Source organism: Aeromonas sp. 600724, assembly GCF_049175135.1.
In the GTDB taxonomy this organism is placed as follows: domain Bacteria; phylum Pseudomonadota; class Gammaproteobacteria; order Enterobacterales; family Aeromonadaceae; genus Aeromonas; species Aeromonas veronii_A.
In genome coordinates this window covers 45,939-71,638 of the sequence record NZ_JAAKUM010000005.1, presented here as the reverse complement: position 1 = coordinate 71,638, position 25,700 = coordinate 45,939, and the positions used below count along the sequence as shown (strand labels likewise).

Here is a 25,700-nt window from a genome sequence, read left to right as displayed (position 1 = left end):
GAGTGACTCACGCGGGGAGCGGAGAATGGCGCAGATCGATATCGTGATAGGAACTGTCTACGGCGCAGCCATGCTGGTGGCCGAGACCTTGGCAGATGAGTTGGAACGCAAGGGGCATTACTGCACCCTGCACGAAGAAGCACGGCTGGTGGACATCGACCCCGGCCGTTTTTTATTGCTGGTCAGTGCCACCACAGGGCAGGGGGACATTCCTCCCAATCTGCAGCCCTTTGCCAGCGAGCTGGCTGACAAGGCGCCCTGGCTCAAGGGACTGCGTTATGCCCTGATTGCCATGGGGGACAGCAGCTATGACCATTTTTGTGGCGCGGGCCGTCGGCTGGACGGATTGCTGCAAGAGTTGGGGGCCACGCGAGTGATTTCCCCGCTGGAGCTGGATGCCACCGTGCACGATGAACCCGAACAGGTGGCACTCAGCTGGCTGAAAAAGTGGGATATTCAGCCCTGAATATTCTCTTGAATAGAGCCATATCAATCCCCTGAGCCTTAAGTAGCAGGGGATTGTTATTTGCACAAGAACCATTTCACTCTGCAACGCATATTTCCCCTGATGGCGGAGGGGTATTTTCCCCTTTTAGCATTCCATTGCCGTAATGGTTTCACGCGTACCGCAGACCCGTCATCCAAATAAAAGTTCCATCTTGAAAGCGATCTCAGTCATGTTTTTGTCATTCGAACGTAAAATAATGACTTTAGTTCTATCGCGAATTAATTAATGATAACGCTTTCAGGGTTGTTGTTGTTGTGAGTTTTTCTTGTTTTTCGGATTTTAATTGCGCGGTTGATGGCTTTTTTACTTGTTGTTGTTGTGGGGATCGTTTGCCGAGCGATTTGTCGCCATTTTGTGAGTCGCTTCATATTTGTCGTGAAATACGCTCCCTATAATCAACCTCGGTTATCACCAACAGGATTACATGGTGATAAGAAGTTGAATATTCAGGATCACACTCCTCACTGCGGGAAATAAGGAATATGACAATGAAAATGAAGTGGCTCCCGATTGCAGCAGCTGTTACTGCCGCCCTGGCTTCCCAAGCCGCCTTTGCCGTAGATTTCCACGGTTATTTCCGTTCCGGCGTCGGTGTTTCCGGCGACGGCGACATGGTTAAATACAACGTCAATAAAGTTGGCCGTCTTGGTAACGAAAATGATACCTACGGTGAAGTGCAACTGGGTCAGGAAGTATTCAACAAAGATGGCAAGACTTTCTATGTTGATTCCATGTTTGCCATGGCTTCCAACGGTTCAAACGACTGGGAAGGTACCGGTACTGTTTGTAACTTCGATGCCAAGCAGTGCAATGGTGATTCCGACTTCGCTCTGCGTCAGTTCAACGTACAAGCCAAAGGCTTGCTGAACTTTGCTCCTGAAGCAACCCTGTGGGCTGGTAAGCGTTACTATCAACGCCATGACATCCACATCTCCGACTTCTACTACTGGAACATCTCCGGTGCCGGTGCTGGTATCGAAGGCATCCAGGCTGGTCCGGGTAAAGTATCTTTCGCATGGGTACGCAACGATCGCAGCGCTGCCGATGTGTTTGGCCAGTACACCCAAACCGGAGTGGATGGCAACGGTAACCCGACCTATCAGAAGAATGAAGATCTGAACGTTAACACCTTGGATCTGCGTTATGCCGGCATCCCGCTGTGGACCGATGCGTCCTTGGAACTGGGCGTTGACTATGCTCTGGTCAATGAGACCAACGATCAGAAAGCACTGAAAAAGAATCCGCAAGATGGCGTGATGCTGACTGCTGAACTGACCGCTGGCATCCTCGGTGGTTTCAACAAAACCGTGCTGCAATACGGTACCGAAGGTTACTCCAAGACCATGGCTTTCTATGGCGATGGTTCCTGGTACGGCGCTGAAGCCAAAGACGGTGCTGACGGTTTCCGTATCATCAACTGGGGCGTTGTTCCGATGGGCAACTCCTGGGAGATGGGTCACCAGCTGGTTTACGGTGTAGGCAACGAAATGTGGGACGGCAACGACAAGTGGGAAACCATGTCTGTTGTTGTTCGCCCGATGTACAAGTGGGATGACTTCAACAAGACCATCTTTGAAGGCGGTTACTTCAAGGACAACAACAAGTCCACCAATGGCAGCGAAGACAAAGATGCCGGCTACAAGCTGACCCTGGCTCAAGCCTGGTCTGCTGGTTCCAGCTTCTGGGCCCGTCCGGAAATCCGTGTGTTCGCCTCCTACCTGGCTAACGACGAAGACAAGAAAGTCTTCGAAGGCAATACCTCCAAAGACACCTACCAGTTTGGTGTGCAAGCAGAAGCTTGGTGGTAAGCAAAAGTTTAAGTTAAGTTAGTGACTGCCCCCTTATGGGGGCAGTTTTGTTTCGCCGGATCACGGCCACCGGATTATGGAGATAAGAAAAATGAAACGGGTAAAGATGTCTATTGCAGCCGTAATCACTGCGCTATTAACCGGTTGTGCCGGCAACATGGTTGTTCCTCTGCAAGAACATGGCTCTATCTTGAGCGATGCAGATCAAGCCAAGCAAGCGTTGGCCAAAGCCTCCAGCTGCTGTGTGGCGTTTAAAGATTTCAGTTATGCCCCCTTGCCTGAAGGTGAGACCTTGCTGGCCATCGATGGCAAGCAACCCACTTTTCAGTTTGATGAGGGGATGAGTTACTTTGCGGCTTATCGCCTGCCGGCCAACACCGGTAATCTGGCGATCAGCCTGGCATCACAGGTGAGCAAAACCGTGATGGTGCCCAAAGTCATTATGCTGGATGCCGAGTTCAAGGTGACTCGCGTACTGGGTGAGTCTGTATTCAGTTATCAGCCTGCTCACCTGCTCGATAACGACCGTATCGAAGGGCGTCTCTTTGTTGACCGCAGCATGCCTGGCAACCCGGCCAGCGAAACATACATGATCGTCTATGCGCCTGCGGACCAACTCTCTGGCAGCACAACAATCCTTCATCCATCAAAAGCGTTTGCTCGTGCTAATGGTACCGTTGAGCCTGATATCAAGGATCCGGTGATCCCGCACTCTCCTTGGGGTTTGGTGCAGATCAAAGTCAAAGATATGGCCCGTGGAAGTGGTCTTGAAGCGGTATTCAAACCCGAATATGCCGATAAGGTGGCCATGAGCCAGGGTCAGCAGGTTGCCGCGATAGCGACGACTGCAGCCGTTACCACAACTGCAACAGCTGCGGTCGCAGCCAAACCTGCTCCTGCCATGTTGAGTGAAACAGAAGCCTTCTACCAGAGCCAGATCGAAAAAGCGGTCAAGGCGGGGGATATCGACAAGGCGATGAAGCTGGTGAACGAGGCCGAGCGGGCCGGTTCAACCAAGGCAAAAAGCGTGTTTATTGATGCGGTCAAGCGCTCGCAAAAATAGAGTAATACGACCGTTTGCTGGTCAGATATATTTGTTGAGGCCTCCCTTGTTGGAGGCCTTTTTAATCGGTAGACTGTAATAAATAAAAATCAAGCTGTTACGTTTAGTTACAATTGGTTTCCGTTCGGTATAATTGGCATTATTAAAATACAAAGTGAAACTGCTATTTATATGTCTTTGTAATAAAGTGATAATGCGGATTATTAACTTATATTAGAGGTGTTTTTTAGCCGCTAAACAAGTTGTGATCTTCCCTCCAAATTCAATATTCCCCCGCCTTCGAAAGCAGCAATTTATGACCCGCTGGGTTATATTCTGATGGTCAAAATAAACAAGCCCGACTCGAAGATATCTGAATGAATCAGTGCTTATTTCATCCAGATAGATCGTTCAGGGACGACAATCCATTCAGGAGCGCACACAATGTTCAAAAATGCTTTCTCTAATCTGCAAAAGGTTGGTAAGGCGCTGATGCTGCCAGTATCAGTCTTGCCAGTCGCAGGTATTCTGCTGGGGGTGGGTGCTGCCCACTTCAGCTGGATGCCGGAAATTGTCTCCCAATTGATGGAGCAAGCCGGTGGTTCTGTATTTGGCCAGATGGCCCTGCTGTTCGCAGTGGGTGTTGCTCTGGGCTTTACCAATAACGACGGTGTATCCGGTCTGTCAGCCATCGTTGGCTACGGCATCATGGTCGCAACCCTGAAGGTCATGGCACCTGTGATGGGTGTTGAAACCATCGAAACCGGCGTGCTGGGTGGTATCCTGGCCGGTGGTATTGCTGCCTGGGCCTTCAACCGTTTCTACAAGATCCAGCTGCCAGAGTACCTGGGCTTCTTCGCGGGCAAACGTGCCGTACCCATCATCACCGGTTTCCTCTCCATCGGTCTGGGTGTGATCCTGTCCGTGATTTGGCCGCCAGTGGGTGGCGCCATCGGTGCCTTCTCTGACTGGGCTGCCAACCAGAACCCGGTACTGGCCTTCGGTATCTACGGCGTGGTTGAGCGCTCCCTGATCCCGTTCGGTCTGCACCACATCTGGAACGTACCGTTCTTCTATCAGGCGGGTACCTGTGTCAACGGTGCTGGTGAAACTGTTCACGGTATCATGACCTGCTTCCTGACTGCTGATGATGCGTCCCGCGCTGCCGGTAACGGCTTTGGTCAGCTGGCTGGTGGCTACCTGTTCAAAATGTTCGGTCTGCCTGCTGCTGCGTTCGCCATTGCTCACGCTGCCAAGCCGGAAAACCGTGCCAAGATCGTTGGTATCATGGCCTCTGCAGCCCTGACCTCTTTCCTGACCGGTATCACCGAGCCGATTGAATTCTCCTTCCTGTTCATCGCTCCGGTTCTGTACGCCATCCACGCTGTACTGGCTGGTCTGGCTTATGTGCTGACCAACTCTCTGGGGATCGTACACGGTCACACCTTCTCCAACGGTTTCATCGACTTCGTGGTGCAATCACCGCGTGCCGACAACATGCTGCTGCTGGTTGGTCTGGGTCTGGTTTACGCGGCCATCTACTACGTCGTATTCAGCTTCGTTATCCGTGCCATGAACCTGAAAACCCCGGGTCGTGAAGACGAGACTGCTGAAGAGGCCGTTGGCCAAGGCAAAGACGAGATGTCTGCTGCTCTGGTTGCCGCCTTCGGTGGTAAAGAGAACATCGCTTCTCTGGATGCCTGCATCACCCGTCTGCGTGTTGGCGTAAAAGATGTTGCCAAAGTTGACCAGGCTGGTCTGAAGAAGCTGGGTGCAGCCGGTGTGGTTGTGGCTGGTTCCGGCGTTCAAGCCATCTTTGGTACCAAGTCTGACAACCTGAAAACCGACATGGACATCTGGATGAAGAGCAACTAATTCTGTTGCCTGAATATCAGCGTGTTTGAAGAGGGAGGCGAAAGCCTCCCTCTTGCTATTTGTGGTTGCTTGTAGCGTGTCTCGGGGCTTGGCAGGGGTTGTGTTTTCCAAGGGGCTATGTGTAACGGGTTGCTCAATGGTGGCCCAACAGCACAAGGTGGTGTGCTCCGCTCACCTTATCGCACGGCATTGCCAGATAACCCCATATCCCCATAAAGCCAGCCAATAAAAAGAGCGCCACCAGGGCGCTCTTTTGTCGAATCGGTGTGGCTAGAGTTTCTCGAGATCCCGCTCGATTTCGCTGATCTTGTTCTGCACCACTTTTTCCAGATGGCGCAGGTCGCGCAGGATCTTCTGTTTGATGTCCGGATCGGCCTGCAGATGGATACCTTGGGTCAGGCTGTCGAGTTCATCTACCACGTATTTGAGGTTGGCGTTGATCTCGGTGACATCCTTGTACTCGTGGGTACCGGAGTCGACCAGCATGGTCTTGCGCTGGCGGGGATACTTGAATTTGACACTCTTGGCGAAGAACTCGCCCTTCTGCTTTTTGAAGTAGATCTTGAGGATGTCGTGGTTGGCCTCCTGGCGCAGGGTATAGCTGTCCACTGAGGTGGGATCCTGGATCCCCAGGCTCTTGAGATTCTCGTACATCAGGCTTCCTCGGTTTGAAACGATCCTGTCCCATCCATCTTAACCGATGCCTCATGGCTTGCCTGTGACAAGGGCGCCAAAATCAAAAGGGCGCCATCAGGCGCCCTTTTCATCACAGCTATGCTGATTACTCGTCGATGGAGCGCAGCAGGGCGTTAATGCCGACTTTGGCGCGAGTCTTGGCATCGACCTTCTTGACGATCACCGCCGCGTAGAGGCTGTACTTGCCGCATTTGGAGGGCAGGGAGCCGGAGACGACCACGGAGCCAGCCGGTACGCGGCCGTAGTGGATTTCGCCAGTTTCACGGTCATAGATGCGGGTGGACTGGCCGATGAAGACGCCCATGGAGATGACGGAACCTTCCTCGACGATGACCCCTTCAACCACTTCGGAGCGGGCGCCGATAAAGCAGTTGTCTTCGATGATGGTCGGGTTGGCCTGCAGCGGTTCCAGTACGCCGCCGATGCCGACGCCGCCGGAGAGGTGGACGTTCTTACCGATCTGGGCGCAAGAGCCGACAGTAGCCCAGGTATCGACCATGGTACCTTCGTCAACGAAGGCGCCGATGTTGACATAGGAGGGCATCAGCACGGTATTGGGGGCGATAAAGGAGCCTTTGCGGGCGGTCGCCGGCGGCACCACGCGCACACCCGCTTCCTTGAACTGCTCGGCGGTATAGTTGGAGAACTTGAGGGGAACCTTGTCGTAGTACTGGGCATCGTCGCCCTTGATGATGCCGTTGTCGTTGATGCGGAAGTAGAGCAGTACCGCTTTCTTCAACCACTGATGGACAACCCACTCACCGGCAATCTTCTCGGCAACCCGTGCCTTGCCGGAGTCCAGCAGGTCGATGGCTTGCAGGATGGCGGACTTGGTGGCGCTATCCACGGAGCCCGGAGTAATGGTGTCGCGGCGCTCGAAGGCCGCTTCAATGATCTGTTGCAACTCGGTCATAACAGGTTTCCTTTAAAAAATTCTGTTTGTTGTATCACACTTTTCCGACTGTTTTTAAGGGGTTGACCGGAATTCTTCCGGCCAGCGGCCATTTCTTCATCCGGTGTGCGCCAACCAGTTGTTTGGCATGGCAAAAAACGCCCGACAACCAGCCTCTTTCGAATCACTCTTCGCTTAATCCAGTACCGACTGCTGGGGGTTGAGTTGGTGTACCAGTCGCTCTTCCAGCTGTTTTTGCTGCTCGGCGGTCAATGGCTCGCCATCGAGGCTGGTCAGGCTGAAAAAGTCCTCGACCCTCTCACCGAAAGTGGCAATTTTGGCGGCATGTAGCGACAGTCCGCACTGCTGGAAAACGGCACCGATCCGGGCCAGCAGGCCGGGAGTATCGAGGGCAGTCAGCTCCATCAGGGTGTGACGGCTCTCCCCTTTATGAGGCAGGAAGACTACCCGGGTCGGTACGCTGAACTGGCGGTGGCGCCGTGACAACGGCTTATTGCGCAGCACCAGCTTGCCAGGCTCCAGCAGCGCCTTCTCCAGCGCCTTCTTGATGGTGGCAGTGCGATTGGGGCTGATGGGCTCGCCGCTCGGCTCCAGCACCACGAAGGTATCGAGCACATAGTTGCTGCGCGAGTTCATGATCTGGGCGTCGTGGATGTTGAGGTTCTTCTGATCCAGTGCCGAGGCGACGGTGGCAAACAGATTCGGGGTATCGCGGCAGTAGATAAATACCTCGCTGCCGCCGCGGGTCGGGTGTTTGCCGATGATCACCAGCGGAGCAGGATTGTCGCCATGCTCGATGATGTGGCGGCAGTGCCAGGCGATCTGCTCCGGGCTATGACGCAGGAAGTAGTCGGCCTTGAAATCGGCCCAGAGCTGGTTGATTGCCTCTTCCGATACATCCCGTTGCGCCAGCAGTTGCTTGGCCTGACGCTGGTTTTCGCGAATGCGCAGCCGCATGTCGGGCGGGTTCTCCAGCCCCTGGCGCAGCGCCTTCTGGGTGGCGAAGTAGAGTTCCCGCAGCAGGGTGCCCTTCCAGTCGTTCCACAAGGTATCGTTGGTGGCGCAGATATCGGCCACGGTGAGGCAGTAGAGCAGGTCGAGATGCTGTTCGTCGCGCACCTTCTGGGCAAAATCGGTGACCACGTCGGTATCGTAGATATCGCGGCGCTGGGCGGTGACCGACATCAGCAGATGGTGGCGCACCAGCCAGGCGACCAGTCGGCTCTCGTAGCGATCGAGGCCGTGCAGCTGGCAGAACTCCAGCGCATCGACGGCGCCGAGCTCCGAGTGATCGCCGCGCCGCCCCTTGGCGATATCGTGGAACAGGGCGGCGATGCTGAGCAGCTCAGGTTTGCGCAGCCGGGTGAAGACCTCGTGGCAGAGCGGGTGGCTCTGGCGACTGGCCGGATTGGGGAACTGGTGAATGTTTTTGAGCAGCCGGTGGGTGTGCTCATCTACCGTGTAGGCGTGGAACATGTCGAACTGCATCTGGCCGACGATGAGGTTCCATTGCGGCAGATAGGCGGCGAGGATGCCGTATTTGTGCATCAGGGTGAGCGGCAGGCCGATGCCGTTGGGATGGCGCAGCAGCGCCATAAACAGGCGACGGCAGTCAGGCAAGTCCTGCAACCAGCAGTTGAGTTTGCGCCGCGCCTCGCGCAGCTGGCGCAGGGTGGCCGAGTGGATACCCGCAATCTCGGGATGCTGGGCCATCTGATAGAAGAGGCGCAGGATAGCGGCCGGTTCACGGCTGAACAGTTCCGCATCCACCGCATCGATGAGGCGGCCACGGAGCTGGAACTCGTCGGAGAGGCGGCGCACATCCATGGCGGTGTTGCCGAGGATGGCTTCGTCAAACAGCTGCAGCAGCATCTCGTTGAGCTCGGAGACCCGCCGCACCGTCTGATAGAAGCGTTTCATCATCTGTTCGACCGGAGTGTTGCCTTCCCCCTCGAACCCCAACATCTGGGCTACTGTGCGCTGGCGATCGAACAGCAGGCGGTTATCTCCCTTGTTGATGGCCATGTGCAGGGCAAAGCGCACCTTCCAGAGAAAATTCTGGCAGTCGAGCAGCTCACGATACTCGGCGCGGTTGAGAAAGCCGTGGCTGGTCATCTCGAACAAGGTGGTGGCGCCGAAGTGGCGACGGGCGACCCAGGCCAGGGTCTGAATGTCGCGCAGGCCGCCCGGATTGCACTTGAGATCCGGCTCCAGTTTGTAGGCGGTACCGAGAAACTGCTGGTGCCGCTCCGCCTGCTCTTGGCGCTTGGCACGAAAGAAGGCTTCACTTGGCCAGAAGTGCTGGGGGCCGGTGGCCTCTTTCAGTTGCCGAAAGCCCTCTTGGCGACCAGTGATGTAGCGGGCCTCGATGAGGTTGGTGGCGACCGTAATATCGGCGCGCCCCTGCTCGAGGCACTCCGCCACGTTGCGCACCGCCTGACCCACCTCCAGCTTGAGATCCCACAACAGGGTGATGAACTCGCCAATGCGTAGTCCCAACACTTCGTCCAGTTCGTCGCCGTCATAGAGGATCAGCAGGTCGATATCGGAGTGGGGGTGCAGCTCGCCGCGGCCATAGCCCCCCACCGCGATCAGGGTCAGGTCGCTCTTGTCGAAGCCAAACTTCTGCCACAGGCGGCAGAGCAACTGATCCATGTATTCGGAGCGGGTGGCAACCAGCTCGATGATGTTGTCACCGGCATCGAAACGGGCGTGCAGCCAGCCGAGAAAGCGGCTCAGGTACTCTTTGCAGTTATCGCGGGTGAGCTGATCATCGGGTAACAAATGGGGGGAAAGCAGGCTGGCGTCCATGGCATCTCACACACAAGTGGCAGGCATCTGGCTGAAACAGGCAGTAAAAACCCCGGCGCTTTTCACAAGGGCCGGGGTTCGATGTTAGCTGTGTTTGATGAAGCGGTCGATAGTGTCGTCCGGGCGCAGGGTCAGTACCTCGCAGCCATCCTCGGTCACCAGCAGGGTGTGTTCCCACTGGGCGGAGTCGCCGCCATCCTTGGTGGTCACGGTCCAGCCATCCTTCGGATTGACCTTGCAGTGATACTTCTTGCTGTTGACCATCGGCTCGATGGTGAAGCACATGCCTGCTTTCAGCTCCAGCTTGCCACTGTTGCGGTAGTGCAGGATCTGCGGCTCTTCGTGGAACTCGGCACCGATGCCGTGGCCGCAGTAGTCACGCACCACGGAGAAGCCGGCCTTCTCGACGATGGGCTGGATCACGGCGCCAATTTCGGTGATGCAGGCACCCGGACGCACCTTCTTGATGGCAGCGTAGAGGCTCTCTTGCGCAACCTTGCAGAGCTGGCGGCGCAGCGGGGTGGTTTCCCCCACGATGAACATGGCCGAGGTATCGCCGTGGTAGCCATCCTTGATAACGGTGATGTCGAGGTTGATGATGTCGCCATCACGCAGCTTCTTGTGGTTCGGGATGCCGTGGCAGATCACATCGTTCACCGAGGTACAGATGGATTTGGGGAAACCGTGATAGTTGAGCGGGGCCGGGATGGCCTGCTGCACGTCGACAATATAGTTGTGGCAGAGGGTGTTCAGTTCGTCAGTGGTGACGCCAGCTTTGACATGGGGCGCAATCATGACCAGCACATCGGCGGCCAATTGGCCGGCAACGCGCATCTTTTCAATCTCTTCCGGTGTCTTGATTTTAATGGACATGGGATCTCTCTTGGGACCTGATCGCGCATCTATCGATGTCCGGCAATCAGGTAATGAAAAATAGATGCGTTTGCAATCAGGCCAAAATTTTATCCGCAACCCCCGCGTACTTCCAGTGTGATTGTCATCACAGCGTCAAATGGCAGTCGCAACCTCCTCTGGCGGGATCCAGATTTACACCTGTTTAGAGTGTCGGCCGGTGGTGTCCTGAACAAAGTTATGGTATAAAGCGCGCCGGAATGGGGAACTTGCGTCCCGATTTCATCACCCTTACTTAAACAACACACACACATCGACACATATGCCGGGGTGCCTTAACGGGTCGGTTATATGGGATGTGTGGAGGCCTAACCCCAATATAGAGGTATAAAATGGCTAAAGTTTCTATGCGCGACATGCTGCAAGCCGGCGTTCACTTCGGTCACCAGACTCGTTACTGGAACCCGAAAATGAAATCCTACATCTTCGGTGCCCGCAGCAAAGTTCACATCATCAACCTGGAAAAAACCGTTCCGATGTTTGACGATGCCATGAACTTCATCAGCTCCGTAGCTGCCAAGAAAGGCAAGGTACTGTTCGTAGGTACCAAGCGTGCCGCGTCTGAAGCCGTAAAAGAAGCCGCTGAGCGTTGCGACCAGTTCTATGTTAACCACCGCTGGCTGGGCGGCATGTTGACCAACTGGAAAACCGTTCGTCAGTCCATCAAGCGCCTGAAAGATCTGGAAACCCAGAGCCAGGACGGTACCTTCGAGAAGCTGACCAAGAAAGAGGCGCTGATGCGTACTCGCGAAATGGAAAAGCTGGAGAAGAGCCTGGGTGGTATCAAGAACATGGGCGGCCTGCCTGACGTTCTGTTCGTTGTCGATGCCGACCACGAGCACATCGCTATCAAAGAAGCCAACAACCTGGGTATCCCGGTAGTTTCCATCGTTGATACCAACTCCAACCCGGACGGCGTTGATTACGTCATCCCGGGTAACGACGACGCTATCCGTGCCGTACAGCTGTACCTGAATGCTGCTGCTGACACCGTACTGGAAGCTCGCGAGCAGGACATCGTTGTTCAAGCCGAACAAGATGGCTTCGTTGAAGCTGAGTAATTGATAAGGTCTGCAAAGCCCTTATTAACCAAGCTGATGTAATTGGTTAGCAGGGGCCCTTGTGGCCCCTGTTTCTTGTCAATTCAAGACCGAGGATACTGGACATGGCAAACATTTCTGCCGCCCTGGTAAAAGAACTGCGCGAGCGCACCGCCGCTGGCATGATGGATTGCAAAAAAGCACTGGAAGAGGCCAACGGCGATATCGAGCTGGCCATCGAGAACATGCGTAAATCCGGTCAGGCCAAAGCCGCCAAGAAAGCTGGCCGTATCGCCGCTGAAGGTGTGATTTTCGCCCGTACCGAAGGCAACGTTGCCGTCATGATCGAGCTGAACTGCGAGACTGACTTCGTTTCCAAGGATGCCGGTTTCCTGGCCATGGGTCAGAAGATCGTCGAGATCGCAGCTACCCAGAAGATCGCAGACGTTGATGCGCTGAAAGCCGCTGATTTTGGCAACGGCGAATCCGTAGAGCTGACCATCACCAACCTGATCGCCAAGATCGGTGAGAACATGAACCTGCGTCGCGTGATGCTGGTTGAAGGTGACAACCTGGGCACCTACGTTCACGGTTCCCGCATCGGTGTTATCACCAAGCTGACCGGTGGTTCCGACGAACTGGCCAAAGATCTGGCCATGCACGTTGCAGCCAACAGCCCGCAATTCGTCAAGCCTGAAGATGTATCTGCTGAAGTCGTTGCCAAAGAGCGCGAAATCCAGATCGACATCGCCATCAACTCCGGCAAGCCGAAAGAGATCGCCGAGAAGATGGTTGAAGGTCGCATGAAGAAGTTCACCGGTGAGGTTTCCCTGACTGGTCAGCCGTTCGTGAAAGATCCTTCCATGACTGTTGCCGAGCTGCTGAAGAAAGAAGGCGCTGACGTTGTCTCCTTCACCCGTTTCGAAGTGGGCGAAGGCATCGAGAAGCAAGAGACCGATTTCGCTGCTGAAGTTGCAGCCCAAATCGCGGCCGCTCAAAAGGCCTAATCGAACCGGTTTTTCCGTTTCCCCAGACCGCGACTTATGTCGCGGTCTTTATATGACCAGGAATCAGTGACATGAGTACCAATCCCAAACCTGCATACAGACGTGTTCTTCTGAAGTTGAGTGGTGAAGCCCTGCAAGGATCCGAGGGTTTCGGCATTGATCCGGCAGTGCTGGAGCGGATGGCCCAAGAGATCAAAGAGCTGGTTGAGCTGGGTGTTCAGGTCGGTCTGGTCATCGGTGGCGGCAACCTGTTCCGTGGTGCCGGTCTTGCCAAGGCGGGCATGAACCGCGTGGTGGGCGACCACATGGGTATGCTGGCAACCGTGATGAACGGTCTGGCCATGCGTGATGCTCTGCATCGTGCTTATGTGAATGCCCGTCTGATGTCTGCCATTTCCCTGCAAGGGGTTTGTGATTCCTACAGCTGGGCCGAGGCAATCAGCCAGCTGCGTGCAGGCAAAGTGGTGATCTTCTCTGCCGGTACTGGCAACCCCTTCTTCACTACCGATTCTGCGGCTTGCCTGCGCGGGATCGAGATCGAAGCCGATGTAGTGCTCAAGGCCACCAAGGTTGATGGTGTATACAACGAAGATCCAGTCAAGAATCCGGATGCCGTGCTGTACCATGAATTGAGTTATGATGAAGTTCTTGAAAAAGAGCTCAAGGTGATGGATCTTGCTGCTTTTACTCTGGCACGTGACCATGATCTGCCGATCCGGGTGTTCAACATGAACAAGCCGGGCGCTTTGCGCCGGGTTATCATGGGTGAGCCGGAAGGTACCCTGATCCATTACGTCAGCAAATAATATAGATGCGAGCCGCATGGCGGCTCGTTCGCCAAAAGGAAAACCGCTGTGATCAACGAGATTAAAAACGACGCCAAGGAGCGTATGGGCAAGAGTGTCGAATCACTCAAGACCCAGATGTCCAAGATCCGTACTGGCCGTGCTCACCCGAGCCTGCTCGACGGCATCCAGGTTGAGTATTACGGTGCTGCCACTCCGCTGAAACAGTTGGCCAACGTCGTGGCAGAAGATGCTCGCACCCTCTCCATCTCCATTTTTGACCGCTCCATGATCCAGGCGGTAGAGAAGGCGATCCTGACCTCCGATCTGGGCCTGAACCCCTCCAGCAATGGCCAGACCCTGCGCGTGCCGCTGCCGCCGCTGACCGAAGAGCGCCGTCGCGACCTGACCAAGATCGTCCGTGCCGAAGCGGAAAACGCCCGTGTTGCCGTGCGCAACATTCGCCGCGATGCCAACGCCGACCTGAAAGCGCTGCTGAAGGACAAAGAGATCTCCGAAGACGACGACCGTCGCGCCCAGGAAGAGATCCAGAAACTGACTGACTCCTACATCAAGCTGGTCGATGAGGCCCTTGCCGTAAAGGAGAAGGAGCTAATGGAAATCTAACCGTCTGAAAGGTATATTACGAGCGCCGTGTAGTGCCCCTGCACGGCGCTTTTGTCTTTGTGGGAGAAAACCATGTCGCTTTTGGCTGCGTTGGGTGATTGTGCCAACTCGTCTTTACCCCGTCACGTCGCCATCATCATGGATGGTAACGGTCGCTGGGCCCAGAACCGAGGCAAGATGCGGGTTTATGGCCACAAGGCGGGCGTCAAGTCAGTGCGCGAGGCCGTTACCTTTGCTGCGCGAGCCAAGATCGAGGCATTGACCCTGTTTGCATTCTCCAGCGAAAACTGGCGTCGTCCGGAAGGGGAAGTCAGCGCCTTGATGGAGCTGTTCATTACCGTGCTGGGCCGCGAGGTGAACAAACTTCACAGTCACGGGATCCGGCTCAGGGTGATTGGCGATACCGCTCGCTTCAGTGATCGGTTGCAGGCCAAAATCGCCAAGGCGGAAGCCTTGACCGCCAATAACAAGGGATTGACCCTGAATATTGCGGCCAACTATGGCGGCCAGTGGGATATCGCTCAGGCGGCTCGCAAGCTGGCCCGCGCGGTTGTTGCCGGTGAACTGGCCGCCGATGACATCGATGAATCCATGCTTGGTCGCGAAGTGTGTATGGCCGACCTGCCGCCGGTGGATCTCCTGATCCGTACCGGTGGCGATCATCGCATCAGCAACTTTGTGTTATGGCAGCTCGCCTATGCAGAGCTCTATTTTACCCCGGTATTGTGGCCCGATTTCAACGAGGCCGAGTTCAGTGAGGCGGTTGCCTCTTTCGTTGCCCGCGAGCGTCGCTTCGGTTGCACGGGTGAACAGATACGGGAATTGATCGCCGAGCAGCAGACCGGCTAAACCCCGCTCCCAAGAGAGAGGTTTCTTTTGCTAAAACAACGAATTATTACTGCTTTGATGTTGATCCCCCTGGTGTTGGGGGCGCTCTTCTTTCTGCCATTGAAATTTTTTGCCCTGTTGGCAGCGCTGGTGTTTTTGTTGGCCAGTCGCGAATGGAGTGGGTTTGTCTCTGCTGCTCCGCAGCAATGGTTACCCATCGTATTTTGTCTGTTGCTCGGTGCCAGCCTCTTTTGGCTGCCGGTGGAGCAACTCTGGACGCCTCACCTGCACCCCCTGGTGATGGGCGTGCTCTGGACCGCGGTAAGCTGGTGGCTGCTGGGTCTGCTGCTGGTGCTGCGCTATCCCCAAAGCGCCAAGCTGTGGAAAGAGTCTATCTGGCTCAAGTCGCTGTTTGGTCTGGTGACTCTGGTTCCCTTCTTCTGGTCGCTGGTCGCCATCCGTGGTTACAACTTTTACCATGACCCCATGATGGGGGCCTGGATCCTGTTGTTCGTGATGGGACTGGTCTGGGCGGCAGATTCTGGCGCGTATTTTTTCGGCAAGGCGTTCGGTAAGCACAAGCTGGCACCGGCTGTGAGTCCGGGCAAAACCATCGAAGGGATGTGCGGCGGCCTCTTTACCGCCAGCCTGCTGGCCATCGGTGTCACCTGGTCGATGGGATTTGTTCCTGCCAAGATGATCACCGTGCTGTTTTGCTCTCTGCTGGCGGTGCTAGCCTCCGTACTCGGCGATCTGACCGAAAGCATGTTCAAGCGCGAGGCGGGCATCAAGGACTCCGGCACCCTGTTGCCGGGTCATGGCGGCATTCTCGACCGGATCGACAGCCTGACCGCCGCCCTGCCGGTGTTTCTGCTCAGTTATCTGCTACTCAGTCAGGAGTTTTGATGCACAAGTCACTGGTTATTCTGGGGGCCTCTGGCTCCATTGGTCAGAGTACCTTGAAAGTGCTGCGCCATAACCCGGGCAGTTGGCAAGTATTGGCGTTGACCGCCGCCCGCAACGTGGATGCCATGTTGCGGGACTGCCTCGAATTCTCCCCCCGTTTTGCCGTGATGGTCGATGAGGATGCCGCCCGTGAACTGGCTGCCCGTCTGAAAGCGCACGGCAGTGCGACCCGGGTCATGTCTGGTGCAGCAGCCCTCTGCGAGGTTGCCGCTCACCCCGACGCCCATAGCGTGATGGCCGCCATTGTGGGGGCGGCCGGACTGGCCCCGACCATGGCTGCGGTTCGTGCCGGAAAGCGTATTTTGCTGGCCAACAAGGAGGCGCTGGTGATGTCCGGTGCTTTCTTCATGGAGGCCGTGCGCGAGCATGGCGCCGAGCTGCTACCCATCGACAGCGAACACAATGCGATCTTCCAGTGTCTGCCGACTGCCGTGCAGCGCCAGCCCGGTTTTTGCGATCTGGCGGCGGCGGGGATCAGCAAGATTTTGCTGACCGGTTCCGGCGGTCCGTTCCGTTACACCGAGATCAGCGAGCTGGCGAAGGTGACGCCGGCGCAGGCCATCGCTCATCCCAACTGGTCGATGGGGGCCAAGATTTCGGTCGACTCCGCCACCATGATCAACAAGGGGCTGGAGTACATCGAGGCGCGCTGGTTGTTCAATGCGGCGCCCGAGCAGATCCAGGTGGTGATCCACCCGCAGTCGGTGATCCACTCCATGGTGCAGTATAAGGATGGCTCCGTGCTGGCCCAGCTTGGCAATCCGGATATGTGTACCCCCATCGCCCATGCGCTGGCTTATCCCAATCGCATCCCCTCCAGTGTGGAACCTTTGGATTTCTTCAGTGTCGGAGAGTTCAGCTTTATCCGGCCTGATTATGATCGCTACCCCTGTCTGGCGCTGGCCATCAATGCCTGCCAGAAGGGACAAGCGGCGACCACTGCGCTCAATGCGGCCAACGAGGAGGCGGTTGCCGCCTTCCTGGCCGGGCGCATCGGTTTTATGGATATTGCCCGGATCAACGAGGCAGTGATGCTGGCGCTGGAGAGCAGCGCCGTCGGCTCGCTCGATGATCTGTTTGCCCTGGACGGTGCGGCAAGAGCCCGTGCTCACACTTTGATTGAGGAGCTTGGCTGATGGGCGGTGTGTTGTGGAATATCGGTGCTTTTGTTGTTGCGCTGGGCCTGCTGGTCGCGGTGCACGAGTTTGGTCACTTCTGGGTGGCCCGTCGTTGTGGCGTCAAGGTTGAGCGCTTCTCCATCGGTTTTGGCAAGGCGATCTGGCGCCGGATGGGTAAAGATGGCACCGAATATGTGCTGGCGCTGATCCCGCTCGGTGGTTACGTCAAGATGCTCGATGGCCGGGTCGATGAACTCAAGCCCGGTGACGAGCAGTATGCCTTCAACCACAAGAGTGTCTGGGCGCGGATGGCGATTGTCGCCGCAGGTCCCATGGCCAACTTCGTCTTTGCCCTGTTTGCCCTCTGGCTGATGTTTATCATCGGGGTGCCGAGCGTCAAGCCGGTGATCGGTGAAGTGCGTCCGGCATCCATCGTGGCCGAGGCGGGTGTGCTGCCCGGGATGGAGATTGTCGGGGTCGGCGATGAGCTGACCGGTGACTGGGAGAGCGTCACCTACGCTCTTATAAGTCATCTGGGTGATGATGCAGTGACTCTCAAGGTGCAGGCACCCAATACCAGCTATGCCACCGATAAAACCTTGTCGCTGACCGGCTGGACCTTCGATCCGGATAAAGAGTCGCCTATCGGCAGCTTGGGGATCGTCCCCCTGAGTGGCAAAGTGCTGCCAGTCGTGGCTGCAGTGGTGGCCAAGAGTGCCAGTGAAAAGGCGGGGCTGCAGGTCGGTGACCGTATCAAACAGGTCGGCGATCAGCCTATTACCGCGTGGGCCCAGTTTGTCGAACTGGTGCAGCAGGCACCGGGCGAACCCCTTCAAGTGGTGGTTGAGCGCAACAACAGTGATCTCAACGTGACCCTGACCCCGGATAGCCGCAAGGTGCAGGGCAAGCTGGTGGGATTCGTCGGTCTCTCACCGCAACTGGTTCCATTACCGGATGAATATCGAATTCTGTTACAGTATGGGCCTTTGCAGGCGCTGTGGCATGGCGCGGACAAAACCTGGAGCCTGATCACGCTCACCTTTGACATGATTGGCAAGTTGATTGGTGGCATCGTGTCGCTGGACAACCTGAGTGGCCCCATCTCCATTGCCAAGGGCGCCGGCAGCAGTGCCGACTATGGTCTGGTCTATTTCTTGAGTTTTCTGGCGCTGATCAGCGTCAATCTGGGGATTATCAATCTGTTCCCCCTGCCGGTGCTTGATGGTGGCCATCTGGTCTATTTCCTGATCGAAGCGGTCACCGGCAAGCCGGTATCAGAGAAAATACAGGAAGTGGGTTTCAGGATCGGTGCCGCCATTCTGATGTTATTGATGGGCATTGCGCTGTTTAACGATTTCGCTCGCCTCTGAGGCCAGAGCATCAACAAGGACACATAAGAACAAAATGGCTGTTAAAAAAGCATTGGTGTTGAGTTGCCTGCTGGGTGCCAGTTTCCTGGCCCAGGCGGCCCCTGCCTCTTTTGTGGTGCAAGATATCCAGGTCGAAGGTCTGCAACGGGTGACCCTGGGTGCCGCACTGTTGAACCTGCCGATCCGGGTCGGTGATACCGTCGACTCCGTGGCTCTGGCCAGCGCCATCAAAAAGCTCTATGCCTCGGGTAACTTCGAGGATGTGAAGGTTTACCGTGATGGCCAGGTGCTGCAGGTGATGGTCAAGGAGCGTCCAACCATCTCCAGCATCGAGTTTGCCGGCAACAAGGATATCAAAGAGGAGCAACTGACCCAGAGTCTGGAGTCCTCCGGTATTCGTGTGGGTGATCCGCTGGATCGCACCGTACTCACTTCCCTCGAGAAGGGACTGGAAGATTTCTACTATGGCGTGGGTAAATACTCCGCCAAGGTCAAGGCCATCGTCACCCCGTTGCCGCGCAACCGGGTCGACCTCAAGTTCACCTTCGTGGAAGGGGAAGCGGCCAAGATCCAGCAGATCAACATCGTCGGCAACAGCGTCTTCCCTGAAGAGAAGCTGATTGCCCAGCTCTCCCTGCGCGACGAAGTGCCCTGGTGGAACTTCACCGCCGATCAGCGCTATCAGAAGCAGAAACTGGCCGGTGATATCGAGACCCTGCGCTCCTACTACATGGACCGCGGCTATATCCGCTTCCAGCAGGAGTCTACCCAGGTCTCCATGACCCCCGACAAGAAGGGCGTCTACGTCACGCTCAACATCAAGGAAGGGGATCAGTACAAGGTCTCCGGCGTCCAGCTCAAGGGTGACCTGATCGATCGCAGTGGCGAGATGAAGGGATTGATCCCGATTGCTGCCGGCAGCACCTACTCTGCCAGTCAGGTGACTCATACCGAAGAGGTGCTCTCCAAGTTCCTCGGCCGTTACGGTTATGCCTATCCGAAAGTGGTCACCTTCCCGCAGGTCAATGACAAGACCAAGGAAGTGGAGCTGATCGTCAACGTTGAGCCGGGCCCCCGTGTCTATGTGCGCAACATCAACTTCAGCGGTAACGCAACCACCGAAGATCAGGTGTTGCGTCGCGAGATGCGCCAGATGGAAGGCACCTGGCTCTCCTCCGACAATATCGAGCAGTCCAAGAGCCGTCTCAACCGCCTTGGCTACTTCGAGAGCGTTGAAGTGGACACCAAACGGGTGCCGGGCAACGATGACCTGGTTGACCTCGACTTCAAGGTCAAGGAGCAGCCAGCGGGTTCCATCAATGCCGGTATCGGTTACGGTACCGAGTCGGGTCTGAGCCTGCAGGCGGGGATCTCCCAGGACAACTTTATGGGTACCGGTAAAAAGGTCTCCATCAATGCCAGCACCAACGACTACTCCAAGAACGTTGACCTGAGCTACAACGACCCCTACTTCACCGTGGATGGTGTCAGCCTGGGTGGTCGGGTCTACTACAACCAGTTCCGCGCCGATGATGCCGATATCGTCGATTACGAGAACGAAACCATCGGTTTCCGTCTCTCCAGCGGCTTCCCGGTCAACGAGTTCAACCGTCTCGACTTCAGTACCGGTATCGAGAGCACCAAGCTGAGCCGTCCGTCATTCAATGCCCAGAACTATCAGGAGTGTCTGAAGGACAATCCGGATACTGATGGCAATACCTACTGCTGGGATCAGTGGAATGATAACCGCCAGTCGGTACAGATGGATCAGTTCTGGAATGCTTACTCACAGGATGGTTCCAACCTCGACTTTGTGACCGTTGATGTCACCGCTGGCTGGACCCGCTCTACCCTGAACAAGGGGATGTTCCCGACTTCTGGCGATCGTCAGCGTATCAACGCCAAGGTGACCGTGCCGGGCATGGAGCTGCAGTACTACAAGCTCTCTGCCGAAGATGCCCACTACTTCCCGCTCGATGCGGATCACAGTTGGGTAATGATCGGCAAGGGTCGTGTCTCCTACGGTAACGGCTATGGCGATGACTCCATGCTGCCGTTCTTCGAGAACTACTATGCCGGTGGTTTCGATACGGTGCGTGGTTTCAAGAGCAATACCATTGGTCCCAAGGCGATCTACAAGACCTACAACAAGCCGGGTGCTGGTAGTTGCACGGGTTCTCAGCCGTGTGAAACTGGCTACTACGAAGGTTCCGACACCTCGGTGGGTGGTAACGCTCTGGCCGTCGCTTCACTGGAGCTGGTCTTCCCGACCCCGTTTGTTTCCGAGACCTATCGTCCGCAGATCCGTTCCACCGTCTTTATGGACGCAGGTACCGTCTGGAGCACTGATTTTGCCAACGGAGCATATCCTTGCGCCGCCGGTTCTGATTGCAACTATCTGAGCCAGGACTACTCCAACCCGGGCAATATCCGGGTCTCTGCCGGTGTCTCCCTGCAGTGGCTCTCGCCGATGGGCCCGCTGGTGTTTGCCTTGGCCAAGCCGATCAAGAAATATGAAGGGGATCGCACCGAAGTCTTCTCCTTCAACATCGGTCGTACTTTCTAAGCAGAGTTTCGCCCCCACCCATGCGGTGGGGGTCTTCAATGATGGGACGCGCGGTATGCGTGCCTCACCAGGTAACAAGACGGTCCTAACGCCGCTTGCATAATCGGGTAAATCAGGTAGCCCTCGCCATGAGGGAACAAGGAGTAAGTGTGAATAAAGCGTTGAAAGTAGCTGGTTTGAGCTTTGCACTGATGGCTGCCGGCATGGGTTCTGCCTTCGCTGAGACCAAGATCGCCGTGGTGGATATGGGCGAAGTCTTCCAAAAGCTGCCCCAGCGTGAAGCCGTTGCAGCCAAGCTGAAAGGTGAATTCGAGCCGCGTATGCGTGAGCTGCAGAAGCTGGAACAGGAAGGCCAGAAGCTGGTCGAGAAGTTCCGCAAGGATGAAGCCTTCATGAGCGCAGAGCAGAAGAAGCAGAACCAGGAGAAGCTGGCCAAGCTGCAGATGGAGTTCAACCAGAAGCGTCAAGCCTTTGAGCAGGACAACGGCCGCCGTCAGTCCGAAGAGCGCAACAAGATCCTGACCAAGGTGCAGGCTGCCATCGATTCCATCGCCAAGAGCAATGGTTACGATCTGGTGCTGGAGCGCAATGCCGCCCCGTATGCCGCCAGCAAGCTGGACATCTCCGGCCAGGTTATTTCTCAGGTAAGCAAGAGCAACTAATTGATGGCATTCACTCTCGCACAGCTGGCCCAGCAACTGGGGGCCCAGGTCCATGGCGACGGAACCCTGGAAATCCGCAAGGTAGCGACACTGGAAAAGGCCGGGGAGGGGGATATCACCTTCCTGTCCAACAAGAAGTACCGGCACTATCTGGAGCAGAGCAAGGCGACTGCCGTGCTTATCACAGAGGCGGATCTCCCTTTCTGTCCCACCAATGCACTGGTGCTCAAGGATCCATACGTGGGTTTTGCCCGGGTAGCCCAACTGCTGGATACTACCCCGCAGCCGGCCATGGATATCCATCCGAGTGCTGTCATCGCGGCCGACGTCCAGCTGGGCGAGAGAGTGGCCATCGGCGCCAATGCAGTGATCGAATCCGGCGTTGTGCTGGGTGACGATGTACGCATTGGCCCGGGCTGTTTTGTTGGCAAAAATACCCGGCTGGGAGCCCGCTCCCGGCTGTGGGCCAACGTCACCCTCTATCACAATGTGACCATGGGTACCGACTGTCTGGTTCAATCCGGCACAGTGATCGGGGCCGATGGTTTCGGTTACGCCAACGAGCGTGGCGAGTGGATCAAGATCCCCCAGCTCGGCGGAGTGACCATTGGCAACCGGGTCGAGATCGGTGCCTGTACCACCATTGATCGCGGTGCGCTGGAAGATACCCGCATCGCTGACAACGTCATCATCGACAACCAGTGCCAGATCGCCCACAACGTCGAGATCGGTTACGGCACCGCCGTGGCGGGCTCCACCGTGATGGCTGGTAGTCTCAAGGTCGGCAAATACTGTATCATTGGCGGCGCTTCCGTCTTTAACGGGCATATGGAGATCTGCGACCAGGCCACCGTTACCGGTATGGCCATGGTGATGCGACCCATTACCGAGCCCGGTGTCTACTCTTCCGGCATCCCTCTGCAAACCAATAAAGAGTGGCGCAAGACCGCCGCCCGGGTGATGCGTATCGAAGAGATGCACAAGCGGTTAAGCAAGCTTGAGAAGAAGCTGGATCAAGAATAATCACGATTGGTATAGGGTACTGTTTTGACTACTGAAAAGAAGAGCCTGGGTATCCAGGAAATCATGGATCTGCTGCCCCACCGTTATCCGTTTCTGATGGTGGATCGTGTAGACGACTACGAGATCAGCGATGAGCGCAAAACCCTGCGTGCCATCAAGAACGTCTCGTTCAACGAGCCGATCTTCCAGGGGCACTTCCCGGCCAAGCCGGTGTTCCCGGGCGTACTGATCCTGGAAGCGATGGCACAGGCCACCGGTATCCTGGCCTTTACCATGGTGGGCAAGCCGTCTCCCAACGAACTCTATTATTTTGCCTCAATCGACAACGCTCGCTTCAAGCGTCCGGTCGGCCCCGGTGACCAACTGGTGCTCGACGTGGAGTTCCTGAAAGAGCGTCGCGGTATTGCCAAGTTCACCGGTGTCGCCACCGTCGACGGTGAAGTGGTCTGTACCGCCGAGCTGATGTGCGCCAAACGCGAGGTTTAACACACGTGATCGACCAGACTGCCATCATTCACGATACAGCCATCGTCCATGAGTCTGCCGTGATCGGTAAAGGGGTTGAAATCGGCCCCTTTTCTGTCATCGGCGCCGAGGTGGAAATCGGTGACAACACCTGGGTAGGTTCCCATGTGGTGATCAAGGGCCCGACCAAGATTGGTCGCGGCAACAAGATCTTCCAGCACACCTCCATCGGTGAGGATTGCCAGGACAAGAAGTACGCCGGTGAGCGCACCTTCCTCGAGATTGGCGACAACAACGTCATTCGTGAGAACTGCACCTTCCACCGTGGCACCATTCAGGATCAATCCCTGACCAAGGTGGGCAGCGGCAACCTGTTCATGGTCAACGTTCACGTTGCCCACGATTGCATCATCGGTGACAACTGCATCTTCGCCAACAACGCGACCCTGGCGGGCCACGTGGTGATCGGTGACTTCGTGATCTTCGGTGGTCTCTCTGCCATTCATCAGTTTGGCCGCGTCGGCTCCCACGCCTTCGTCGGTGGCTGCGCCGCCCTGAACAAGGACGTGCCGCCTTACGTGATGGCTGCCGGCAACTACGCCAAGCCGTTCGGGGTCAACTCTGAAGGTCTGCGTCGCCGCGGTTTCAGCGCTGAGGCGATCTCTGCCGTCAAGCGTGCCTACAAAGAGATCTTCCGCTCTGGCAAGACCATCGAAGAGGTGCTGCCGGTGCTGATCGAGATGGCGCAAGCCGAACCGGCCGTCCAGCTCTATGTGGACTTCCTCAAAGATAACGAGCGCGGGATCATCCGTGCCTGATCCGGTTCGTATCGGTATCGTCGCCGGAGAGGTCTCCGGCGACATTCTGGCTGCCGGTCTGGTGCGCGAGCTGCAAGCCCGCTACCCGAATGCGCAGTTCGAAGGGATCGCCGGGCCGCGGATGCAGGCCCTCGGCGTCAAGGCGCTGTTCGAGATGGAAGAGCTCTCCGTCATGGGGATCACCGAGGTGCTTGGCCGTCTGCCGCGCATTCTCAAGGTCCGTCGCGAACTGTTGCGCCACTTTATTGCCAATCCGCCCGATATCTTCATCGGCGTGGATGCACCGGATTTCAATATCGGAGTGGAGCTGAAACTGCGCCGCGCCGGTATCAAGACGGTTCACTATGTCAGCCCCTCGGTGTGGGCCTGGCGCCAGAACCGCATTCACAAGATCAAGGCCGCTACCGACATGGTGCTCGCCTTCCTGCCGTTCGAGAAAGCCTTCTACGACCGCTTCGACGCCCCTTGCCGTTTTGTCGGTCACACCATGGCGGATGATATTCCATTGGTGCCGGATCAGGCCGCCGTGCGTCGCAACCTCGGTATCGATGCCAATCGCCGCTGGCTGGCAGTGCTGCCGGGCAGCCGTACCGCAGAAGTGGGCTTTATGTCCCCCCTGTTTCTCGAGGCGTGCAAACACCTGACGGTGCGCTATCCGGATCTCGGCTTCATCGTGCCGCTGGTCAACCAGAAACGGCGTGAGCAGTTTATGGCCATCAAGGCCGAGGTAGCGCCGGGTCTCGACATGGTGCTGCTGGAAGGGCAGGGCCGCGAGGCGATGATCGCCGCTGACGTGGTGATGCTGGCCTCTGGCACCGCAGCGCTCGAAGCCATGCTGGTGAAAAAGCCGATGGTGGTGGGCTACAAGCTCAAGCCCTTCAGCTATTGGCTGGCCCAGCGACTGGTAAAGACCGAATTTGTCTCTCTGCCCAACCTGCTCGCCGGTCGCATGCTGGTGCCGGAACTCATCCAGCACGAGTGCACCCCGGAGAATCTGGTGGAAGAGGTGAGCAAGTACTTCGAGCACGACAACAGTGCGCTGGTCAACACCTTCACCGAGCTGCACCAGCTGATCCGCTGCAATGCCGACTCGCAGGCCGCCGATGCGGTGGTGGATCTGCTCGGCAGATAACGCTATTTCGGACCGTCGATTGCGCCGCGCAGCCCGTTAATCCGTTTTCCGAGCGGTGATGCCGCGCCAGTCGACCCCTGTCAGGCCCCACGGGGCCTGTTTTGATTCAAGGCTACAAGATGATGATCGATATTCCTGACGACAAGCTGGTTGCCGGTGTGGACGAAGTGGGCCGTGGCCCCCTGGTGGGTGACGTGGTCACCGCCGCGGTCATTCTCGACCCGGCCAATCCGATTGCCGGGCTGGCTGACTCCAAGAAGCTCTCCGAGAAGAAGCGGCTGGCGCTGTTTGATGAGATCAAAGAGAAAGCGCTCGCCTGGGCCATCGGTCGCGCCACTCCGGAGGAGATCGACGAGCTCAACATCCTGCATGCCACCATGCTGGCGATGCAGCGCGCCGTAGCGGGGCTGAAGGTGACGCCCGAGCTGGTCTTTATCGATGGCAACCGCTGCCCGGCGCTGCCGATGGAAGCGCGCGCAGTGGTCAAGGGCGATAGCCTGGTGGCCGCCATCAGCGCCGCTTCTATCCTCGCCAAGGTGACCCGAGATGCGGAGATGACCGAGTTGGACAGTCGTCATCCCGAATATGGTTTTGCCCGTCACAAGGGTTATCCGACCGCGGAGCACCTCGCCATTCTGGCCGAGCGTGGCCCGTTGCCCGAATATCGCAAGAGCTTCAAACCGGTGCGCCGCGCACTGGGGATCGAGTAGACCATGCCATTTAGTTTG

At 56.6% G+C, this 25,700-nt stretch carries 23 protein-coding genes; 19 read left to right on the top strand and 4 right to left on the bottom strand.

Annotation, left to right across the window (positions count from 1 at the left end):
• Positions 1-25: 25 nt before the first annotated feature.
• The 4 genes from G5168_RS06265 to ptsG all read left to right on the top strand — a co-directional run bounded on the left by G5168_RS06265 (position 26) and on the right by ptsG (position 5,233).
• Positions 26-466: a flavodoxin gene (locus tag G5168_RS06265; protein WP_421251996.1), complete on the top strand. Its 441-nt coding sequence runs from the start codon at positions 26-28 to the stop codon at positions 464-466.
• A gap of 530 nt (positions 467-996) precedes the next feature.
• A complete protein-coding gene (locus tag G5168_RS06260) occupies positions 997-2,316 on the top strand; it encodes a maltoporin (RefSeq protein WP_302054505.1) in 1,320 nt (439 codons plus the stop codon).
• 91 nt (positions 2,317-2,407) lie between these two features.
• Positions 2,408-3,379, top strand: a complete 972-nt coding sequence (locus G5168_RS06255; RefSeq protein ID WP_266134125.1) for a MalM family protein — start codon at positions 2,408-2,410, stop codon at positions 3,377-3,379.
• A 423-nt stretch (positions 3,380-3,802) separates the two neighbouring features.
• Entirely contained in the window at positions 3,803-5,233 is a 1,431-nt protein-coding gene (ptsG, locus tag G5168_RS06250; RefSeq protein WP_005338586.1) for a PTS glucose transporter subunit IIBC, read from the top strand.
• 270 nt (positions 5,234-5,503) lie between these two features.
• Here the strand turns inward: ptsG and G5168_RS06245 are convergent, their stop codons facing one another.
• The 4 genes from G5168_RS06245 to map form a co-directional block, all read right to left on the bottom strand.
• On the bottom strand, positions 5,504-5,887 hold the full coding sequence (locus G5168_RS06245) for a DUF3461 family protein (RefSeq protein ID WP_005343775.1): 384 nt from the start codon (positions 5,885-5,887) through the stop codon (positions 5,504-5,506).
• A 127-nt stretch (positions 5,888-6,014) separates the two neighbouring features.
• Complete coding sequence (gene dapD / locus G5168_RS06240) at positions 6,015-6,842, bottom strand: 2,3,4,5-tetrahydropyridine-2,6-dicarboxylate N-succinyltransferase (protein ID WP_005338581.1); 828 nt, start codon at positions 6,840-6,842, stop codon at positions 6,015-6,017.
• 174 nt (positions 6,843-7,016) lie between these two features.
• Positions 7,017-9,653, bottom strand: coding sequence for a bifunctional uridylyltransferase/uridylyl-removing protein GlnD (gene glnD / locus G5168_RS06235; protein WP_421251995.1), 2,637 nt, complete (start codon positions 9,651-9,653; stop codon positions 7,017-7,019).
• An 84-nt stretch (positions 9,654-9,737) separates the two neighbouring features.
• Entirely contained in the window at positions 9,738-10,526 is a 789-nt protein-coding gene (map, locus tag G5168_RS06230) for a type I methionyl aminopeptidase (RefSeq protein ID WP_216951883.1), read from the bottom strand.
• Between the two features lie 371 nt (positions 10,527-10,897).
• Here map and rpsB point away from each other — a divergent pair, with 371 nt between their 5' ends.
• The 15 genes from rpsB to rnhB all read left to right on the top strand — a co-directional run bounded on the left by rpsB (position 10,898) and on the right by rnhB (position 25,682).
• Complete coding sequence (gene rpsB, locus G5168_RS06225) at positions 10,898-11,626, top strand: 30S ribosomal protein S2 (protein WP_204385178.1); 729 nt, start codon at positions 10,898-10,900, stop codon at positions 11,624-11,626.
• A 104-nt stretch (positions 11,627-11,730) separates the two neighbouring features.
• Entirely contained in the window at positions 11,731-12,612 is an 882-nt protein-coding gene (gene tsf / locus G5168_RS06220; RefSeq protein WP_005343781.1) for a translation elongation factor Ts, read from the top strand.
• A 71-nt stretch (positions 12,613-12,683) separates the two neighbouring features.
• Positions 12,684-13,418: a UMP kinase gene (gene pyrH / locus G5168_RS06215; RefSeq protein WP_005343782.1), complete on the top strand. Its 735-nt coding sequence runs from the start codon at positions 12,684-12,686 to the stop codon at positions 13,416-13,418.
• A gap of 48 nt (positions 13,419-13,466) precedes the next feature.
• The gene (gene frr / locus G5168_RS06210; RefSeq protein ID WP_421172796.1) at positions 13,467-14,024 is read left to right on the top strand and encodes a ribosome recycling factor; all 558 of its coding nucleotides are present in this window, start codon (positions 13,467-13,469) and stop codon (positions 14,022-14,024) included.
• Positions 14,025-14,096: 72 nt separating this feature from the next.
• Positions 14,097-14,873 (top strand): polyprenyl diphosphate synthase, encoded by a 777-nt coding sequence (gene uppS, locus G5168_RS06205; protein ID WP_216951881.1) that lies wholly within the window; start codon positions 14,097-14,099, stop codon positions 14,871-14,873.
• 27 nt (positions 14,874-14,900) lie between these two features.
• Positions 14,901-15,758: a phosphatidate cytidylyltransferase gene (locus G5168_RS06200; protein ID WP_026034918.1), complete on the top strand. Its 858-nt coding sequence runs from the start codon at positions 14,901-14,903 to the stop codon at positions 15,756-15,758.
• Positions 15,758-16,954 carry a 1-deoxy-D-xylulose-5-phosphate reductoisomerase gene (gene ispC, locus G5168_RS06195; protein ID WP_005338569.1) on the top strand — a complete coding sequence of 399 codons (1,197 nt, stop codon included), beginning with the start codon at positions 15,758-15,760 and terminating at the stop codon, positions 16,952-16,954. The genes G5168_RS06200 and ispC overlap by 1 nt, the downstream gene beginning before the upstream one ends.
• Positions 16,954-18,306, top strand: a complete 1,353-nt coding sequence (rseP, locus tag G5168_RS06190; RefSeq protein WP_266134120.1) for a sigma E protease regulator RseP — start codon at positions 16,954-16,956, stop codon at positions 18,304-18,306. The genes ispC and rseP overlap by 1 nt, the downstream gene beginning before the upstream one ends.
• A 34-nt stretch (positions 18,307-18,340) precedes the next feature.
• Positions 18,341-20,872 carry an outer membrane protein assembly factor BamA gene (gene bamA, locus G5168_RS06185; protein WP_421172797.1) on the top strand — a complete coding sequence of 844 codons (2,532 nt, stop codon included), beginning with the start codon at positions 18,341-18,343 and terminating at the stop codon, positions 20,870-20,872.
• Positions 20,873-21,021: 149 nt separating this feature from the next.
• Entirely contained in the window at positions 21,022-21,534 is a 513-nt protein-coding gene (locus tag G5168_RS06180) for an OmpH family outer membrane protein (RefSeq protein ID WP_005338563.1), read from the top strand.
• Between the two features lie 3 nt (positions 21,535-21,537).
• The gene (lpxD, locus tag G5168_RS06175) at positions 21,538-22,557 is read left to right on the top strand and encodes a UDP-3-O-(3-hydroxymyristoyl)glucosamine N-acyltransferase (RefSeq protein ID WP_042081138.1); all 1,020 of its coding nucleotides are present in this window, start codon (positions 21,538-21,540) and stop codon (positions 22,555-22,557) included.
• Positions 22,558-22,581: 24 nt separating this feature from the next.
• Positions 22,582-23,043, top strand: coding sequence for a 3-hydroxyacyl-ACP dehydratase FabZ (fabZ, locus tag G5168_RS06170; protein ID WP_005338559.1), 462 nt, complete (start codon positions 22,582-22,584; stop codon positions 23,041-23,043).
• 5 nt (positions 23,044-23,048) lie between these two features.
• Complete coding sequence (gene lpxA, locus G5168_RS06165) at positions 23,049-23,840, top strand: acyl-ACP--UDP-N-acetylglucosamine O-acyltransferase (protein ID WP_005338557.1); 792 nt, start codon at positions 23,049-23,051, stop codon at positions 23,838-23,840.
• Positions 23,833-24,972 (top strand): lipid-A-disaccharide synthase, encoded by a 1,140-nt coding sequence (gene lpxB / locus G5168_RS06160; protein WP_042055122.1) that lies wholly within the window; start codon positions 23,833-23,835, stop codon positions 24,970-24,972. Before lpxA ends, lpxB begins: the two co-directional genes overlap by 8 nt.
• Before the next feature lie 119 nt (positions 24,973-25,091).
• Positions 25,092-25,682: a ribonuclease HII gene (gene rnhB, locus G5168_RS06155; RefSeq protein WP_042055124.1), complete on the top strand. Its 591-nt coding sequence runs from the start codon at positions 25,092-25,094 to the stop codon at positions 25,680-25,682.
• Positions 25,683-25,700 lie beyond the last annotated feature (18 nt).